General features: G+C 42.5%; 18 protein-coding genes and 1 pseudogene. 15 read left to right on the forward strand and 4 right to left on the reverse strand.

The window, feature by feature from the left end:
• Positions 1-27 precede the first annotated feature (27 nt).
• From EXU30_RS18500 to EXU30_RS18510, 3 genes are all read left to right on the forward strand, one after another.
• Positions 28-1,005: a transposase gene (locus EXU30_RS18500; protein ID WP_130602539.1), complete on the forward strand. Its 978-nt coding sequence runs from the start codon at positions 28-30 to the stop codon at positions 1,003-1,005.
• 207 nt (positions 1,006-1,212) lie between these two features.
• Positions 1,213-1,422: a hypothetical protein gene (locus EXU30_RS18505; RefSeq protein WP_130602541.1), complete on the forward strand. Its 210-nt coding sequence runs from the start codon at positions 1,213-1,215 to the stop codon at positions 1,420-1,422.
• A gap of 88 nt (positions 1,423-1,510) precedes the next feature.
• Complete coding sequence (locus EXU30_RS18510; protein ID WP_130602543.1) at positions 1,511-2,119, forward strand: HEAT repeat domain-containing protein; 609 nt, start codon at positions 1,511-1,513, stop codon at positions 2,117-2,119.
• 107 nt (positions 2,120-2,226) lie between these two features.
• On the opposite strand, the gene EXU30_RS18515 is transcribed toward EXU30_RS18510, so the two are convergent.
• On the reverse strand, positions 2,227-3,309 hold the full coding sequence (locus EXU30_RS18515) for an OmpP1/FadL family transporter (RefSeq protein ID WP_165399049.1): 1,083 nt from the start codon (positions 3,307-3,309) through the stop codon (positions 2,227-2,229).
• Between the two features lie 259 nt (positions 3,310-3,568).
• Here EXU30_RS18515 and EXU30_RS18520 point away from each other — a divergent pair, with 259 nt between their 5' ends.
• From EXU30_RS18520 to EXU30_RS18550, 7 genes and pseudogenes are all read left to right on the forward strand, one after another.
• Positions 3,569-3,787, forward strand: a complete 219-nt coding sequence (locus EXU30_RS18520) for a DUF6500 family protein (RefSeq protein ID WP_130602547.1) — start codon at positions 3,569-3,571, stop codon at positions 3,785-3,787.
• 487 nt (positions 3,788-4,274) lie between these two features.
• Positions 4,275-4,733, forward strand: coding sequence for a hypothetical protein (locus EXU30_RS18525; protein WP_130602549.1), 459 nt, complete (start codon positions 4,275-4,277; stop codon positions 4,731-4,733).
• 768 nt (positions 4,734-5,501) lie between these two features.
• A complete protein-coding gene (locus EXU30_RS18530; protein WP_130602551.1) occupies positions 5,502-6,281 on the forward strand; it encodes a hypothetical protein in 780 nt (259 codons plus the stop codon).
• Between the two features lie 133 nt (positions 6,282-6,414).
• Positions 6,415-6,621, forward strand: a pseudogene (locus tag EXU30_RS20745) (transposase); the annotation flags it as partial.
• Between the two features lie 193 nt (positions 6,622-6,814).
• Positions 6,815-7,063 carry a hypothetical protein gene (locus EXU30_RS18540; RefSeq protein WP_207234082.1) on the forward strand — a complete coding sequence of 83 codons (249 nt, stop codon included), beginning with the start codon at positions 6,815-6,817 and terminating at the stop codon, positions 7,061-7,063.
• 96 nt (positions 7,064-7,159) lie between these two features.
• Positions 7,160-7,378, forward strand: a complete 219-nt coding sequence (locus tag EXU30_RS18545) for a DUF6500 family protein (RefSeq protein ID WP_130602553.1) — start codon at positions 7,160-7,162, stop codon at positions 7,376-7,378.
• A 160-nt stretch (positions 7,379-7,538) separates the two neighbouring features.
• Positions 7,539-8,561, forward strand: a complete 1,023-nt coding sequence (locus EXU30_RS18550; protein WP_130602555.1) for an alpha/beta hydrolase — start codon at positions 7,539-7,541, stop codon at positions 8,559-8,561.
• A 75-nt stretch (positions 8,562-8,636) separates the two neighbouring features.
• Here the strand turns inward: EXU30_RS18550 and EXU30_RS18555 are convergent, their stop codons facing one another.
• Both EXU30_RS18555 and EXU30_RS18560 read right to left on the reverse strand, forming a co-directional pair.
• Positions 8,637-9,248, reverse strand: a complete 612-nt coding sequence (locus EXU30_RS18555) for a TetR/AcrR family transcriptional regulator (RefSeq protein ID WP_130602557.1) — start codon at positions 9,246-9,248, stop codon at positions 8,637-8,639.
• A 157-nt stretch (positions 9,249-9,405) separates the two neighbouring features.
• Positions 9,406-10,197 carry a substrate-binding periplasmic protein gene (locus EXU30_RS18560; RefSeq protein WP_165399050.1) on the reverse strand — a complete coding sequence of 264 codons (792 nt, stop codon included), beginning with the start codon at positions 10,195-10,197 and terminating at the stop codon, positions 9,406-9,408.
• 568 nt (positions 10,198-10,765) lie between these two features.
• On the opposite strand from EXU30_RS18560, the gene EXU30_RS18565 reads away from it, so the two are divergent.
• The 3 genes from EXU30_RS18565 (at position 10,766) to EXU30_RS18575 (ending at position 15,208) form a co-directional block, all read left to right on the forward strand.
• Positions 10,766-13,021 carry a TonB-dependent hemoglobin/transferrin/lactoferrin family receptor gene (locus EXU30_RS18565; RefSeq protein WP_242620266.1) on the forward strand — a complete coding sequence of 752 codons (2,256 nt, stop codon included), beginning with the start codon at positions 10,766-10,768 and terminating at the stop codon, positions 13,019-13,021.
• 265 nt (positions 13,022-13,286) lie between these two features.
• Positions 13,287-14,249 (forward strand): dihydroorotate oxidase, encoded by a 963-nt coding sequence (locus EXU30_RS18570; protein WP_130602561.1) that lies wholly within the window; start codon positions 13,287-13,289, stop codon positions 14,247-14,249.
• 443 nt (positions 14,250-14,692) lie between these two features.
• Complete coding sequence (locus EXU30_RS18575; RefSeq protein WP_130602563.1) at positions 14,693-15,208, forward strand: GNAT family N-acetyltransferase; 516 nt, start codon at positions 14,693-14,695, stop codon at positions 15,206-15,208.
• 63 nt (positions 15,209-15,271) lie between these two features.
• Here the strand turns inward: EXU30_RS18575 and fur are convergent, their stop codons facing one another.
• Positions 15,272-15,703 carry a ferric iron uptake transcriptional regulator gene (gene fur, locus EXU30_RS18580; RefSeq protein ID WP_130602565.1) on the reverse strand — a complete coding sequence of 144 codons (432 nt, stop codon included), beginning with the start codon at positions 15,701-15,703 and terminating at the stop codon, positions 15,272-15,274.
• 391 nt (positions 15,704-16,094) lie between these two features.
• On the opposite strand from fur, the gene cobB reads away from it, so the two are divergent.
• Positions 16,095-16,838, forward strand: a complete 744-nt coding sequence (gene cobB, locus EXU30_RS18585; protein ID WP_130602567.1) for a Sir2 family NAD+-dependent deacetylase — start codon at positions 16,095-16,097, stop codon at positions 16,836-16,838.
• Positions 16,838-17,314, forward strand: a complete 477-nt coding sequence (locus EXU30_RS18590; RefSeq protein ID WP_242620267.1) for an AAA family ATPase — start codon at positions 16,838-16,840, stop codon at positions 17,312-17,314. The genes cobB and EXU30_RS18590 overlap by 1 nt, the downstream gene beginning before the upstream one ends.
• The last annotated feature ends 88 nt before the right edge of the window (positions 17,315-17,402 follow it).

The following is a 17,402-nucleotide window of genomic DNA, read 5'->3' on the forward strand; positions in this document are numbered from 1 at the left end:
CGCTTTTTTACTGAAAAGGATTTCAAGATGGCAAGGCCGAGAAGAACGTTGGTGAGTTTAGAAGATACGCCTTACTACCACTGTGTATCACGTGTGGTACGTAAGGCGTTTTTGTGTGGGTTCGATAAATCCACTGGTGAAGATTATGAACATCGCAGAGAATGGGTAGAGTCTCGCATGCTTGAGCTAGCGAGCATCTTTGCCATTGATATTTGTGCTTATGCCGTGATGTCTAATCATCTGCATGTTGTGCTAAAAGTTGATGTAGATAAAGCCAAAAGCTGGAGCGACAAACAAGTCCTTGAGCAGTGGCACAAAGGTTTTAAAGGCACCTTGCTAACTCGCAAGTTTGTCAAAGGCGATAAGCTTGAAAGCTTTGAGCTAACAACAGTAAAAGAGTGCATCACACAGTACCGAGAACGACTCACCGATATTAGCTGGTTTATGCGCTCCTTATGTGAACCTATCGCCCGCAAAGCCAATAGAGAGGATAACTGTACTGGGAGATTTTGGGAGGGACGGTTCAAGTCTCAGGCACTGCTCGACGAAGCCGCTTTACTTGCTTGCATGGCTTATGTAGACCTAAATCCTGTAAGAGCAAAAATGGCAGCTACGCCAGAAAAGTCAGATTTCACCAGCATCCAAAGACGCATAAAATCAGCAATCAAAGGTGAGCAACCTCAAGAGTTACTGGTGTTTGTTGGCAATGAGCGAATGAATATGCCCAATGGTTTAATGCTCTGCCTCAAAGATTACTTGAGCCTCGTTGAGGATACAGGACGTGTTGTCAGACAAGATAAGCGTGGCGCAATATGTTCGAGTCATCAACCAATTCTAGATGGGCTAAATATTTCAGCTGAAAACTGGTTAAAAATTACCACAGAGTTTGAAGCTTTATTCAAAGGTGCTGTCGGCAATTTATCCGCACTCACTCAGTACTGCGAGCACACAGAGCGAAAACGACGACAAAGCGTAGCCAATTGCCAACGTTGGTTAGCAACTTAGAATCAACCCCAAATACTCACTAATAATGCTATTCCTTATGCGAACTTTTTGTTTGCAGTTTCAGTGTGTCTGAAAAGTAAGAAAATAGGCTGTTTTTTGCTCAAACCTATTCATAAACTAAATTTTTTGCTCGATGGAGTAAGAAGCTGAAGACAAGTGACGTCTCGATATGTAATGAGGTATATTAAGTTTTTAAAGTGGGTGGCCATGTTTTCAAGCGATAAGGAACTAGCAATTGATGATCAAACAGACATCCCTAATTTACTTGTTGAGCATACGCCCTATAACGAAAGCAATGTAAAGAAAAAACTAAATACACGTGCTGTAGCAAGAATGACCTATGCCTACCTTCAAGAAGTGGATACAAATGGAGAAGTGCTTGAATGGTTCAATGCAATAAGTTCAAGACTCAACTAGCATCGAGGCTCAGACATGTAAGAAGTAAATCCAGGTGACGCCTACGGCGCACCTGAACCAAGCGTTCTGTACTACGGAGAAATGAGCATTGAATGAAATAGTGGCTCAATTAGAGGACAAGAAATCTCCTAAGCGTCGTTCTGCTGCAAAAAAGTTGCGCAAGCTAAAAGATGTTGACGCTGGCCCCTTACTAATGACTGCGCTTGAGACTGAGCTCAAAGACGTTCGGACGTGGGAAACTCAGTACCAGATGATCATGGCTATTGGCGAATGTGATTATAAGCCAGCACTGCCATTTCTAACTGAGCTTGCAAATCAAGATTTCGAAGCCACTATGGTTTACGTCGCTATTGGGGATGCAATAGTCAGACTTTCTATAGAAAGTGAAAGTGACGCTGCACCGATATTGAAACTCCTCAATACTGGGAACGAAATGCTCGTTGACGGTGCCCTTAGAGCAATGGCAATGCTAAGAATGGTACCGAGTGATAGGCAAATTGAAAAAATTATCGACTATGTCTCCAAAATTGAAGTCAACGAAGGTATACATTTTTGGGTGTTAGCGGCAGCGCCGGGTTGGCCTGAAATAAAAGTAGAAAAATACTTAGATTACTGTGCTAAGTCCTCGCGAGAGGAAATAACTAATGCTATTGCTCTGGCTCGCCAGCAAAAGTATAAGAAATGGAATCCACTTTAAAAATGCACAACAAGAACCATTAATCAAACTCCTAAGCCTTGTCACTTTTTGCGCGTGAAACTGCACAAAAATTGCCAAGCATGCTGCGCTGTTGTGGTTGCCATTACCTAAAAATTATAGGTTACCCCTAAGCTATAAGCTGCTCCACTGTTTTGAACTTCAACTAAAGTTGTGCCCTCAACATTTGCTTGTTTCTTTGAGTAACTTTCAAATACAGCGGCGAGGTTCAAGGTGATTTGATCATTTAATTTATGGCCAACCCCTAGACGGTAACGTTTATCAATACCGCCGAACTGATCAACTGCTTGGTCTGCACTAAAGCCGGCATGTAATGTCCAATCAGCCAATTCATACTCAATGCTTGTCGCTAAGCGATGACTATCTTGGAACCCAGTTAGCAAACCAATCGGGTCAATATAATCATTGTAAGTTATCCCCTTACCATCCCATTGACTATGACTGTAGGAATTGTGCCATTGCGCATGTTGCCCCAGTTTTAGGCTTGCATATAGCGAGGTGATTGCTGGCAACCGAATATCAATATCCTCATTGCCAAGTTGGCTTTCAAAGCGATGCATAAAAGCCATCGAAAAACGGGCGTGTATATCCCATGTTGCACTAATTCCAGCGCCCCAACCTTGAGCCGTATCTTGTGATGTGGTGGTATTGCAATTCCCGAAGGAACAACTTGTTTGCTCAAGAGTATATGGAGCATGAATATATTCGAGCGTGCCAGCGATACTTAATGTACCCATTTTGTAAGCAATTGAGGGGCTTGCTGATACCAAGATGGGTTGTACTCTTGTTTCACGGGGATGTACAAGGGGGATACTTGGCACCGTAATATCAGCAGCCGTGCGGCTATAAACAGATAAACCGAAGAACCAAGACTCGTTGATTGGAGTTACAAAAAAGCCCATGGGAATGGGGTTCGCCACGCTGTATTGGCTTTGATTGCCAAAAATATTGTAATCAGTTGTCACTTCATAATAAGTGACACTGGCCGTCAATGTAGGCTCTTCAATCGCAGTTATCGAGGATGGTGCTAACGCTAAGACGCTCGCATCTCCTGCATTTGCTCCATTAGCACTCGCTAAGGCGGAGTTTAACGTCGACGACTCCCAAAAGTTTAAACCTGTTGCGCTAGTTTGATGTGTAACAAATGCAATAAGCAACAGTAAGTAGCGCATAAATCTCTCGATGTATAAAAAGCTGATTATAACGATAACTCGTCTCAATAACATAGCTCAATAACATAGCCACCCATGGTTATTCTGGTTATTGAATATTCGATAGCTCAAATCTACGCTTGTTGAACTCGCTTTTGAGAAATAACATGGCCATCCATATTTATTGACAGTTAACATAAGATCTAGACACCGATACCCAATCCCAACCCATCGAACGCATTCAAGCCAACCATCAACCCATAACGGATAAACCTACAAAATGAGAGAATCTTTACGAGCCAAAATAGTCGAAGTTTGTGATAAGAAAATTGCCACCAAAGGCGAGGGTGTTGGGGTATCGTTTTACGCATTTTTTAAGAACAAGAATGATGAGCCTGAGGTGTTGATGGAAGCGGCAACCTGGTGGATTCAAATTCATCAGTTAGATCATTTCGAAAAAGCACTAAAAATCAAACGAATGGTGCAATCAATGGAGTAAGAAGGAGCTTAGAATGTTTTTAAAGTGGGTGGCCATGTTTTTACATTAGCTCTAAAGCGCCCGATACACCGATTTTCCTTTGATACTTAAGATATATCGCGATAGCTAGCTCGTTTCCTCCAAGGTGTTATATCAACGAATGCCTTGAGACTATCAATATAGGTAATGCTAACTAGTAACGCATCTTTCGACATAATTTCATGGTCAAGGTTCATTATAGATTGCGCAAAACTGAGGTTTTTGTTCTTTAAAGGACAGAACAACAGTCTTCAAGTGGATAAAGTTGTGTAACATCTGAATCATCAACTGCCAAGGCGCTTAACCTCCATTGTGGTTGTGAAATATTTCTGTATTTTTGAAACTTGTTTGTTTGGCGATAATTTATCACATCCTACCGTTTAAGGCAGGCGAACCTGCAAAGTCGCAATATAAAGTTATTGGTTTTGCTAATGAGTCATTTTCCACTTAGCTATAAAGGGTAAGCACTATGGTCACGTTTAAGTCTATCGTTAAAATGATAGTTATTATTTTTATTGTTAAAGCCATGTTCTTTTTTGGCAGTGTAGTATCTAAAGACAACACTGTAAAAAAACCAGCAATCGAACGCTTTCTCAATGAATTTGTCATCAACAATCAAGAGGTTACTTACCCAGTGAAAGTTGACAGCATCACTAGCTTAAGAAACCGCAAGCTTACTAAAGAAGATGGCATTTATTTTGTTGTTGAGGATCTGCAAATGAATATCGCACGTGAAACATTCGCAGTTCCTTACCAGGATTTAGAAGAATTACTAAAACAAGAAGCCTCACCGGAAATATGTCAGCACTTCAAAACAGATCGAGAGCGTTTATTTAAAGGTTACTCCCAAGTAGGCTTAGTCCAAAAGTACGTAGACGTTAACAACAAATTTGTTGCTGAAATTAAATTTCACATTTCCTCCTGCTGAACAACATGCAATACCAACCGCTGCATAAAAAAGAGAGATAGCATTGACTAGCTTCGTGCCTCCCCCAATCTCGGAAAACGCTAACTTTTATTTTGGTAGTGCGTTGTCATGTGGTGACTTCAGACGGCATAACCAGTATTCAATAAACGGTATCCAGCACACTCACAGACTTAATAGGTAAATGGAGAGGTTTAGGCGGATGGAGAAGGGCGTTGATGAGAATTGCTGGAATCGCATGGCGCTTTAGCCCAGCTACAGATGCTTAGCTTCGGACTGGTGACACGTGATAAGAAGTTACTTTTCCTTCGCTCACAGCCTCGTCATAAGCGGCCTTGATCTTTATTATGGCTTCAATTTTGGCTGGTCTGGCCTTTGTAGCTTGTAGCTGTGGAGACAATTTACGTTCCAAAACAACGGGGTTGATATGACTAGAGCCTCTTTTCTTGACACACGCAAAAAGCTTGTCAAAACTGCATATAGAGGGAACAGCACTATATCTCAACTGGCATCAGCCTTCAGTGTGCTTCTTTTTTCAAAACTGTTACGTACAAAATTCACTGCTGTTATCAGTGGATATTTAATAAAAAATAAAGTTTGACAACCAGTTAAAGAGTTTAGCTGTGCTTATAGGAACAGTGGGTCAAGGCCTTAATTTCGGTGACAGGCAGCATGTCACCAACTGTAGACAGGGAGGACAATCTTCATACTTAGGGTTAGGTTTTATAACCGATGACTAGGTGGACGTATTTCAATCATGAGAACTAAGACATGAGCCTAAAGTTCGAATTTGACAGTTTTAAAGGTGCATCTGATTTCGGGAAAAATTTGTCGCGAAATTTACGCGCATCATCTCGTCATGAGCGTGATCATGACAAGCACATTATCGTCGTACCAGAGAACAATCTAAATGGAGTGGCTGCAACGACGCTAGTTGTATCAATAGTCACCGCAGGTTTAATGAGTGGGCAGCATTATCTAGATCAGGAGCGGTTTGGAACGGTAGTTGAGGCTATGCAACGTGCTAATCCGGAGCTAGCAAACATGACGCCGGGCCAAGTTGGCGAACATCTGTCACTCTTATCACACGAACAATTGCAAGGAGTAGTAAACAACACAAAAGGCGTATACCACGAAATGCTATATGTTGACGCAGTAAATGGTGCAGGCCTGGAAACAGAAGCGTCTATTCATTCGGAGATAAACACACCTGGTTCTGATGTAGTCTTTAGCAGTGAGGGTGAGGTCTATAATGAAATCCAACTGAAAGCTACAGATAGTGTCAGCTATGTAAACGAACACCTCGAAAAATATCCAAATATCGAAGTGCTAGCCACGGAAGAAGTGGCATCAAAAATTGATGGAGTTGAAAGCTCTGGCTTTTCTAATTCAGTCCTCGAGCAAGACGTTTCCACTGGTTTTGAGCAGTTAATATCTAACGCTGATGCCACTGATACTGCAACAGAAGCTATTTCATCAGCAGTAACAGACGAAGTTATTGGGTTGGGGCCTATTAGTTTAGTTACGGGGTTGCTTTTTGGTATCTTCTAAAGTCACCAAGCACAGCCAGTAGAACAAATGCAAATAACATGGCCACCCATGAATAATGGAATATTAATAAGCGCTAAACTACGCTTATCGAAATCGCTTTTTAACTGAAAAGGATTTCCGCTAATTGACATAAGTGGCAAGGCCGAGAAGGACGTTGGTGAGTTTAGAAGATACGCCTTACTACCACTGTGTATCACGAGTGGTACGTCAGGCATTTTTGTGTGGGTATAATAAATCCACAGGTGATGATTATGAACATCGCAGAGAGTGGATTGAATCTCCTACTCTTGAGTTGGCAACCATCTTTGCTATTGATATAAATGCCTATGTCGCGATTAATTGTTGAGCATCACCCTAGTAGCGAGTCATCATATCTACCGACTTTTCGAATCATGGAGTTTTAAAATAGCATGGAAGCAAACATAAAAATCATTGAAGCGTTAGCGAATGGAATAAATCCACTAACAGGTGAGGTTTTACCTGAAGAGTCCCCTTACAATAGCCCTGAAATTATTTGAGCCTTATTCAGTACATTGGATCTCATTAAACAAACGCCTAAAAAGCAACCCAAAGTTAAAAAGACTCTTGAGCAAAAGCAAGCCGAAAACCTTGAAAACGGATTACCTAAAAATGCAGGCTTACCTTGGACTGAAGAGCAAAAAAATGATGTGGCAACGCAATTCAAGAATGGTAAATTAATCTCGGTTCTTGCCAGTGAATTCGGACGTACAAGTGGCTCGATTAACTCAGAACTTAAAAGACAAGGCCTAATAGAAGAGTAAGTAACTGATAACAAGCAACTAAGACACCAATACCCAATCCCAGCCCATTTAGCGCATTCAAGCCAACCATCAACCCATAACGGATAAACCTACAAAATGAGAGAATCTTTACGTGCCAAAATAGTCGAAGTTTGTGATAAGAAAATTGCTGCTAAGGGCGAGGGTGTAGGGGTATCGTTTTACGCATTTTTTAAAAACAAGAATGATGATCCTGAGGTGTTGATGGAAGCGGCAACCTGGTGGATTCAAACGCATCAGTTAGATCATTTCGAAAAAGCACTAAAAATCAAACGAATGGTGCAATCAATGGAGTAAGAAGGAGCTTAGAATGGACATCAACTGAGGAATTGTTGAAGTTCTGCCTTTTACAACAAGTGCTAAAAAGCATAGAAAGGTGCTGATAATAGTACTGCATCAATGATGCACAATTTAGGTTTTCGGATAAGCCATATACTCACTACAGGACATGGATTGCATGCTAGTTTTAAAAGCGTTTCACCTATCACTCGATACAATCAAATCGACCACTTTTACATATAGACCGAGAAAAACTACCGCTATCAAAACTAACCTGTTCAAAGCAGTACGTTTTGTTATTGCAGCAACTAGCTACTCAGCATTGGCGTTTAGTTTGAATGCTAAAGAGTTACCTAACGCAATCACAGCTAACCCAACAGAAAGTGCCTTACCTAAATACATTACTCCGGTAGATGAAGCGTATACAGTGGGCAATACCGAAAAGTTTACCCTTAGCTCTAATGTGGTTGGACGTAAGTACGATATTTTAGTCAAGCTACCTAAAGGTTACTTTGCTCAAGATAATAGCAAGGTTAATTATCCTGTTTTATACCTAAATGATGCGCCGCATACTTTTAAGGTTGCCACTGGTGTAACGCACTTCCCGAGCATGGATAAAGCCATTATCGTGGCGATGGGCTTTGCCCATGGCGAGAACGGCCAATACAGCCGAGTGCGAGACTTAACACCGCATCATGATCCGAGTTGGGTTAAGTATAAAACTGGCGGCGCTAGCGAATACCTTAAACTGATAGCGCAAGAAGTGATACCGTTTATTGAGCAGCGTTATCGTGTTGATAGCAGCAAACGTATCTTGAGCGGGCACTCACTTGGTGGCTCGTTTGGCTCCTGGGTAATGCTGAGCAAGCCAGAATTATTTTCTAGCTACATTTTAACCAGCCCGTCCCATTGGTTTAAAGACGATCAAATTTTTGCTGATGAAGCCGCCTATGCTAAACAGCATAAGACATTAAGAGTGAATGTGTTTTACGCTACTGGCTCGCTAGAAACGCCCGAAAACGGCATGAAGCACATGGTGACCGGGCAACAAAAATATGTAGAGCGATTGCAATCACGCAACTATCAAGGGTTAAGCATTAAATCTGAAGTGGTGGAAGGGACTGATCATTTCTCGACATTCCCCGTCGGTTTATCTAAAGGCTTAATGTGGCTTTACAAGGATATCTGGCAGCTAGATTAACCGCTTAATCTAGCCGTGTGGCGAATTCTAGAAAGTGAGAAAGTGGGAAGGTGAAAGCATCGATAGCACAAAGCATCAAAGCGCGAAGGTGATTGTACTTGCAGTGGCAAGAAAGGCTTTTAAGTCGACCCCTTGTGGCAGCTGGATTCGCCCCTGCGCCAATAGTGCTGCCATGCCGTGCACCATCGACCATGCGCCCAACGCTTGTGCTTTAACTTGTGCTTTATCGTCACTTTGCAAGGCGAACGCATCGCGTAACAAATTAAATGGTTTGTTTAGGTTGTAACGGTAACTAGCTTGCTCATCCTCACTCTGGCTTTGCATTTCTATGTGCTCAGCCTGCCCCAGCATTAATCGGTAAAGCTGAGGGTGTTTAGTGGCAAATTCCAAATAACTTGCACCATATTCAAGCACCAGTGTTTTGGTGTTTTCTGGCAAGGTTTTATCAAGGTTGCCAGTGCTTGCTTGCATGGCTGCGGCCATATCAATAAAACCAACCTCAACAATACTACTGAGTAAGGCTTGCTTATTTTTAAAGTGAGCGTAAGGCGCCATGTGTGATACGCCAGCTTCTGCTGCAATTGCCCTTAGCGATAAACCCTCAACACCATCACGTTGCAGTATTTCGTTGGCGATACGAATTAATGAGGCTTTTAGGTCGCCGTGATGATATTGCTTGTCGTTCATGCTGATGTTGCTTGCCTGTGAGGTGGTTTAGATAAGTCTTTATACTATAAAGATATCAGTGGGATAACCACTACTTTGTGGTTATTACTTATTGGAGGTAACCTGTTCAATATTGCCGACGAAGGATTACTGTAACAGCTCTATATTGAATGTGTGGTCAGTTATTGTAGCGCCCACGGTTTAACTTATTGATTAAATCTTGATACACACCATTTTGTTTGATGATAGCCAAACCCCGGTCAAAATCAGCCGCGAACTGCTTGTTGTTGGGGTTGGCTTTGTTGAGAATAAGATGAAACTCGCGTGTCGATAAAATGCTATCGCTACGGGTAATCTTGTCTTTATCTGCGCCCTTGACGTTATTACTTAAATAGAATTCGCCCACGCTTTTGAGTTGTGGCACGGCATCGATTCGCTCTGCTAATAATCGTTGAAATAAGATGTCGTAGTTGCCGGCGCGCTGCAGCTTAATTAATCCCTTGTTTTGCGCGGACTCCAATATCTCATAATTAGTGTGTTCGGTGGCGCCAATGGTGAGGCCTGCAAGATCTGTCAAGGTTGTCCATTCAATTGGTGCTTTTTTTAATGAGTACAACACCATGTTATCACTAAGCAAAGGTGTCGAATAATGGAACAAAGTTTCGCGCTCAGGCGTTTTAACCCAGGCAATACTGCCATGCCACACGTCACCGCCTAGACCTGTACCTGTCTCGGCATAATGATAAGAGCGTTTCCACGGGAAGTGGCCAATGTGTACCTTGATGCCAACCGCTTGATAGGCTTGTCTGACTACCTCTGCGGCAAAACCATTTTGATAGATGCTTTCGGAGGTGTAGGGCGGCCACTCACCACTAGTAAGATTGACTTGCTGCGCCGCTGCGCTAAGGCTGACTAGCGTCAATAAACTCGCTAAAACGAGGTCACGAACGGCTTTCGCATTCAATAACAATACATGCTCCATGTAGGTTTTAATGTTTAATACCTATTTCTTGGTGGTTCAACATTATGCTTAGGCGTTAATTATCCATATTAACTAGCAATTATTGGTTTTTGTTAGGCGCTAATTGGTTGTGGTTAAACTGTATTTTAATCGGTTAGCATATGCAATTCTTAATGTGGATCACGAAAATTTAAACTAGCACTAAATTAGTACAACTCGAACAAATACCCACCCATTGTTAACAAATTAGATCACTGATTGTGACAGCAAATTTACGTACATCTCAATTATTAGTGTTAACTAATTAACGCCAAATTAACCAAAATTCATTTTTGCTTTGTTTTTTTGTGGATTAGCTCGTTGAACTTTGAGAATGAGACCATGATCCCATTGTGCTTTATCGAAAATGCTAGACTCGCAGCCATTATAAATGAGATTCATTCCTATTTGTTTCAATTGTTAATCGCTTCAAACTGCCGTTGAGTTTGGGCTAATTAAGACAAGTAGTAATGAATAAATCATCAAAATACATAAGTTTAGCAATAGCATTTAGGCCAACAGGCTAAGAGGCAGAAATATGATGAAGTACAGCAGTATTGCACTAGCAGTGATGCTTGCAACCCAGGCTCATGCCGCAGACGAGTTACAGCAGCAAAATCAGTCAGCCGCCCAGCAAAGCACTCAGGAATCAATTAACCATTTTCACGAAGTAATTGTGGTTTCAGGCGCGCGTATTGAGCAAAGTGTCGACAAGGTAGCGAGCTCAGTAGTGGTGCTGGATGAAGAAGCGATTGCTCGCAACATGAATACTGACTTTAGTACTTTATTTAGAAATGAAGCCTCAGTCGATGTCAAAGGCGGCGCAGGTAAGCCTAGCTCGGTAACCATTCGCGGTATTGGTGGCAACCGTGTGATGATGGTGAAAGACGGTGTGCGCGTAAACAACCAGTATGCATCGCCACTTGGGCCTGGTGCTGAAGGTACAGGCCGTGGTTTAACTGAAGTTGATAGCCTCAAACAAGTAGAAGTGCTTAAGTCAGCCGCATCGACTATGTATGGCTCTGATGCACTTGGTGGTGTCATGGTGATGACCACTAAAGATGCCGCAGATTACCTAGGCAGTGATGATAGCTACTTTAGTGTTAACGGTGGTTACACAGGTATGAATGATGAATTCAGCGGTGGTTTTACCGGTGCTAATCGAATTGGTGATTTTGAAAACCTAGTGAGTTACCAGCGCCGCAGCGGTGAAGAGCAGCAAAACTACACCGAAACCTTACCTGACAGCGAGCTAGTAACCGATAGCCTATTACTAAAGAGTAAGTACCATTTTAACGATTACACTAATCTGCAGTTCACCATGGATTACCTAAACCAGCAGTTATACCGCTGGGAGAATAATGCCGACCCTGATGAGCCTTCCTCAATTGATTATGACCGTTATACCAAGGCACTAAATACTTCGCTGCGCCTACGTTCAACAAAGGACCGTGGCATTCATGACAGTATGGATTTTGTTGTGTACTACGGCCGTACCGATCAATCTGAAAAGCGCGATTACTTTGAGGGTGAACGAGGTTCTGACCGTGAAAAAGTAGAATATCGTGACTATCAGTTCGACGAGTATCGTATCGGTTTAGCCAGCAGCTTTGGTAAGGCATTGTCGTTAACGGGTCATGAGCATCAAATTGTTTATGGTTTGGATGTCGAGCAGTCTGAAATGAGCCGCCCACGTGAGTACCTTACTAAAAACCGCCAGGGTGAGTGGGTACCGTCTGAAACCGATACCTTCTCGTTTGCTGACACTAAGAGTCTGCGTGTAGGTGCCTACTTTCAAGATGACATCACTTTCTTAGATGGTGACTTAAACGCGATTTTAGGCTTACGTTATGATTACTACCGCAATACGCCAGATGCTAAACAAGCAGAAGATGCTGGCCGTGACCCAGAAAAGTTCGCTGAAATGAGCGAAAGCTTCTGGTCGCCAAAGCTTGGTTTGGTTTACCACTTCTCTGACAGTGTAAACATGTTTGCCCAGTATGCGTATGGCTACAAGATGCCAACGCCAGACCAAAAATGGGGTGAGCTTGAAGTTAAAGATGGCAAGATGCCATTCCCTGTATTGATTAAAGCGAACTACGACTTAGAGTCTGAAACCAGCCACACAATCGAAGTGGGTGTTCGTGGTAATCATGGTGATACCAAGTACGAGCTAACCACTTTTTACACTCAGGCCAATGACTATATCGATTGGGAGTTTTTAGGTTGTGGCGGCCCGTTTGGTTGCGTTATTCCACAAACGTTGGAGTATCAATACACTAACCGCGAGAAAGTGACCCTTTACGGTGCTGAAGCTTCATTTAGCCAGGCCATCACTGATGAGATCGAAATCTGGGGTAACGTGGCTTACACCCATGGCGAAGACCAAAACGGCGATTACCTGAACTCAGTTAGCCCGCTTAAGGGCAACCTAGGTGTGAACTACTTTACTTACTTTGGTGACACTGAAACTGACTTTGGCTTAAACGTGCGTTTTGCCGGTAAGATGGACAGAACCACTGATTTAGATATCTTCCCAATTCCGGGTTTTGAGAGCTTTAACGAAGTATACAACACAGCAGGTTACGCCGTAGTTGACCTAACAAGCAGCGTATTCCTAACCGATAACTGGACGCTACGTGGCGGTATTTATAACCTGTTCGACAAAGAATACATTGAGTATGCCGATGTGGCAGGGCAATCTAAGTTCTTAATGTCTAACTTGGGTGTTACTGAAGAAACCTACAGTCAACCAGGCCGCTACTTTAGTGTTAAGGTGCAATATACGTTTTAAGGCTAAATAGGCTTTATTGCATTATTTTTATGTCGATTATAAAAATGCCGTCACCCTTTCAGGGAGACGGCATTTTTTTCGACTAATTATTGTGATTGTAGATTTGACTGTTCGGCTTTGAGAATAAAAACATGATAGCTATCACGAGTTTGGTTATTACCTAAATTGAGGTAGGTATTTGTTGTTTTTAATCAAAGATTATTGTTCAGCTGGCTCTAAACTAGGCCAAATTTTCTCCTAGCCCCTTGCCCGAGAAGGAATAAAAATGACCTCTGCTACCCAATCTACAATTATCAATGGTGTTAACTTATCAACAGAAGTTGCTGGCGTGCCCCTTGCCAGCTACGTACTCAATGCTTCTGGCCCAAGATGCACCAGTGCAGAGGAGTTAAAAATTGTTGGTGAGTCACACTCCGCGGCGATTATGACCAAGTCATGTACCATATTACCGCGTGAAGGTAACCCTGAGCCGCGTTATCAAAACCTTGATTTAGGCTCGATTCAATCTATGGGTTTACCAAACCTAGGTTACAAAGCTTACTTAGAGATGATCCCAACGCTTAAGCAACATGGCAAGCCGGTGATTGTCAGCGTGTCTGGCTTTAGTATTGAAGATAACATTGAGATGGTTAGCGCATTTCAGCAAAGTGCTGTTGACTTAATTGAAGTGAACTTCTCATGCCCAAATATTCCGGGTAAAGCACAGGTGGCCTACGACTTTGAGCAAACTGAGCAAGCGCTAAAAGCGATTACCGCATTGGGTGACAAGCCGATTGGTATCAAGCTTGCGCCATATTTCGATATGTCGCACTTTATCGCTATGGCTGACATTCTTAAGCAGTATCCAGTGAAGTTTATCACTTGCATTAATTCGATAGGTAACTCCTTAGTGATTGACCCAGAAACTGAGCAGCCAATTATTAAACCAAAAGGCGGCTTTGGTGGCTTATGTGGTGAGTATATTAAACCTGTTGGCTTGGCTAATGTTCGCGCCTTTAGAGAGCTACTGGGCGACGATGTACAAATTATGGGTGTGGGCGGCATTAATACTGGTGTTGATGCGTTTGAGTATTTACTAGCTGGCGCCGATGCAGTGCAAGTGGCAACTTGCTTTGAAAAGCAAGGCGCGGCGTGCTTTGAGCGCATTGAAACTGAGCTTGCACAGTTTATGGCGAAAAAAGGTTATACCAGCCTTGAAGATGCCAAGGGTAAGCTCAAGCCTCTATAAACTCGAATGAAAGCGCGTACGGGCTTCGGGGTTATTATTTGAGCGAGATTTGAAAGTGAACCCTGGTTCTCGCATTAATAGGTAGGTTTGCGGATTAGCTAATGATGCAATGACATTTAAAGCACGCCATGAACACTTCCCCTCTTTGTCTAACAAGAGGGCTCGACGAAAACATCCATGTTTTCAACGGCTTTAAGTGTCATTGCAACGATATGCTATAGCTTCATCTGGTTGAGCTAGGTTTAACGCGCTAACGTACCTTCTGCGAACAGTTCTAAGCTTCTATTGTTCTATGCAACTAACTAGTATTTGTCGAGTATTCGTCATCACCACAAGTCAGCATTTTCGATGATTTTTAGGTTTATCGAAAGCTCAAGCTAATTTGCTGATACACTTGAGTTAACTCACCTCACCGTTGTGATAACGCATAAAAAGGAATTTACATGCCAGTACCAAAAGTTATTTGCGAAACCGAGCGATTGCTTATTCGCCCTTTTAATCAGCATGATATCGAAAGCCTGTTTTTAATGAACAGTAATCAAGAGATGCTGACCTATATTCCTACCAAACCTTTTACTGAGCTAAAACAGGCGCAAACGCTATTTGATGATGTAATTTGTGCCGACTATCGCAAACATGGCTTTGGTCGCTGGGCAGTGCATCATAAAGCGGATAATAAGGTGATTGGCTTTTGTGGGCCTAAATATATTCCTGAGTTCGATAAAGTAGAGATAGGTTACCGCTACTTTCCTGAGTATTGGCGTAAAGGTATTGGCTTTGAAGCGGCAGATGCGGTTTTAGCAACCTGTAAACCGCTGCATAATCTAGATGAGATTATCGCGCTTATTTTACATGGCAATGAGGGCTCAGAAGCAGTGGCTCGTAAAGTCGGTATGAGTATTCTTAAGCAGGCTGAATATTTCGAGCATAAAGTGCATGTGTACCATAAAAATTTGTAGGCAGCACAAACAAAAAAACCAGCATTGAATGCTGGTTTTTAGTTTAGACAATAAGCAACTTAATTAATCGTCGTTGTGGTCGCAAGTGTCGTTAGTGCAGTGGCCATAAAGATACAAGCTGTGGTGAGTGAGCTTGATGTTGTGACGCATTGCAATTTCTTCTTGGCGCTGCTCGATAATGTCGTCTGAAAACTCGATTACCTTGTCGCAGTTTAAGCAAACTAAGTGATCGTGATGCTTTTGTGTCGACATTTCAAATACTGCTTTGCCGCTTTCAAAGTGATGACGGTTTAAAATACCAGCGTCATCAAATTGGTTTAAAACACGGTACACTGTTGCCAGGCCAATTTCTTCGCCCATATCTAGCAACTTCTTGTATAGGTCTTCAGCACTGATGTGTTGGTTTTCTGGAGCTTGCATAAGCTCTAAGATTTTTACTCGAGGTAGGGTTACTTTTAATCCGGCTTTTTTCAGCGCTTGATTGCCATCAGTCATGTCAGATCTCTTGATTAGCGAACCCAGAGGTTCATCCGTGGATAATAAATTATTATATGTGCTTGGCTTAGAAACTTAAACCTCTTAACCGAGTTAATCAATTGCTTAGCGCATAAAATTTAACATCTTAATGGAATTTTTCAGTTAATTGCTGAAAATGTGACAGTAAACCTACATATACTAAGGGATTATTGCGGTTGAGTGCGGTCAATATATGATGGGTTTAAATAGAGTTTGAGGTTAGAGTTTTGCGCACAAGCGTCAAATAAACTTTTGATGATTTGTTTGTCGGGAGTTGTCACAAAAATAAGTTAACATTCAATGAGCTTTACTGAATTACTTACCGCAAACGTAAACACAAAAATAATAATTACGCCAACAAGGAGTCAAGATGTATCGCAGAATAGTCATATTAACTGGCGCGGGGATTTCTGCTGAATCAGGCATTCAAACCTTTCGAGATCAAGATGGTTTATGGGAACAGCACCATATTGAAGATGTTGCGACGCCAGAAGGGTATGCCCGTGATCGTGAGCTAGTTGAGCGTTTTTATAATTTGCGCTGGCAAGACTTACACCGTGACGACATTGCGCCCAACGCAGCACATGTCGCGTTAGCAAAACTAGAGCGTGAATTTGATGGTGAAGTGCTACTGGTAACGCAAAATGTCGATAATCTACATGAGCTTGCTGGTAGCAAACGATTACTGCACATGCATGGTGAATTAATGAAAGGGCGTTGCCCTCAGTCACAGCAAACCTTTAATTTAAAAGAAATGTTTGGCCCAGATAACGTGTGCACTTGCTGTATTCCAGCCGAGCGCCTGCGCCCGCATATTGTGTGGTTTGGTGAAATGCCATTTGGTATGGACACCATTCACCATGCATTAGATGAGTGTGATTTGTTTATCGCCATAGGCACATCTGGCACGGTTTATCCGGCTGCAGGGTTTGTTGATATTGCTAACCATCGCTGCGCGCAAACCGTTGAAGTTAACTTAATGCCAGCTGACAGCCATAGCCAGTTCCAGTATCACTTTACTGGTAAGGCTGGTGAGATAGTGCCGCAATTGGTCGACAGCATTCTTGCTGGTGAAGTGGTTGGTGCCAAAGCGTTAGAGCCGTTAGGGATATAATGACAACGGAAATGCGCAGCATAGCTAGTACGGAAAAGGTAGCAATCATCATGCGTGGCTTGCCCGGCAGCGGCAAGTCTTATTGGGCTGCACGCTTTATTGAGTCCCAAGGCATAGAGCAAGCAGTGCGTATAAAGCAACACGGATATTTCTCGACTGACGATTACTTTGTACAAGACGGCGAGTATCGCTTTAACGCTAAACGATTGCCTGAGTATCATCAACGTAATCTTGCGCGTTTTATTAGTGCCTTATCGACTAGCGAACCCGTGGTGATTTGCGACAATACCAATGTTTGTCATTGGGAGTACCTAGCATATAAAACTGCGGCAGAGGGTTTTGGTTATCAAGTACGTATGGTGCTCGTTGGTGACCCTAAAAGCAGTAAACATCAAGCATTATGTGCTAAGCGAAATAGCCATAATGTCCCGTTCGCCAGCATTCGTAAAATGGGACAAATGTTTGAGTTAGATTGACTATATAACTGAGCGTGCTTACGTACTGGGGCGCATACAAATTAATCCAAACTTTGAATTTAAAAAGGAGCGTAGATGTTATCTACGC

The sequence above is a fragment of the Shewanella maritima genome, assembly GCF_004295345.1.
Taxonomy (GTDB): domain Bacteria; phylum Pseudomonadota; class Gammaproteobacteria; order Enterobacterales; family Shewanellaceae; genus Shewanella; species Shewanella maritima.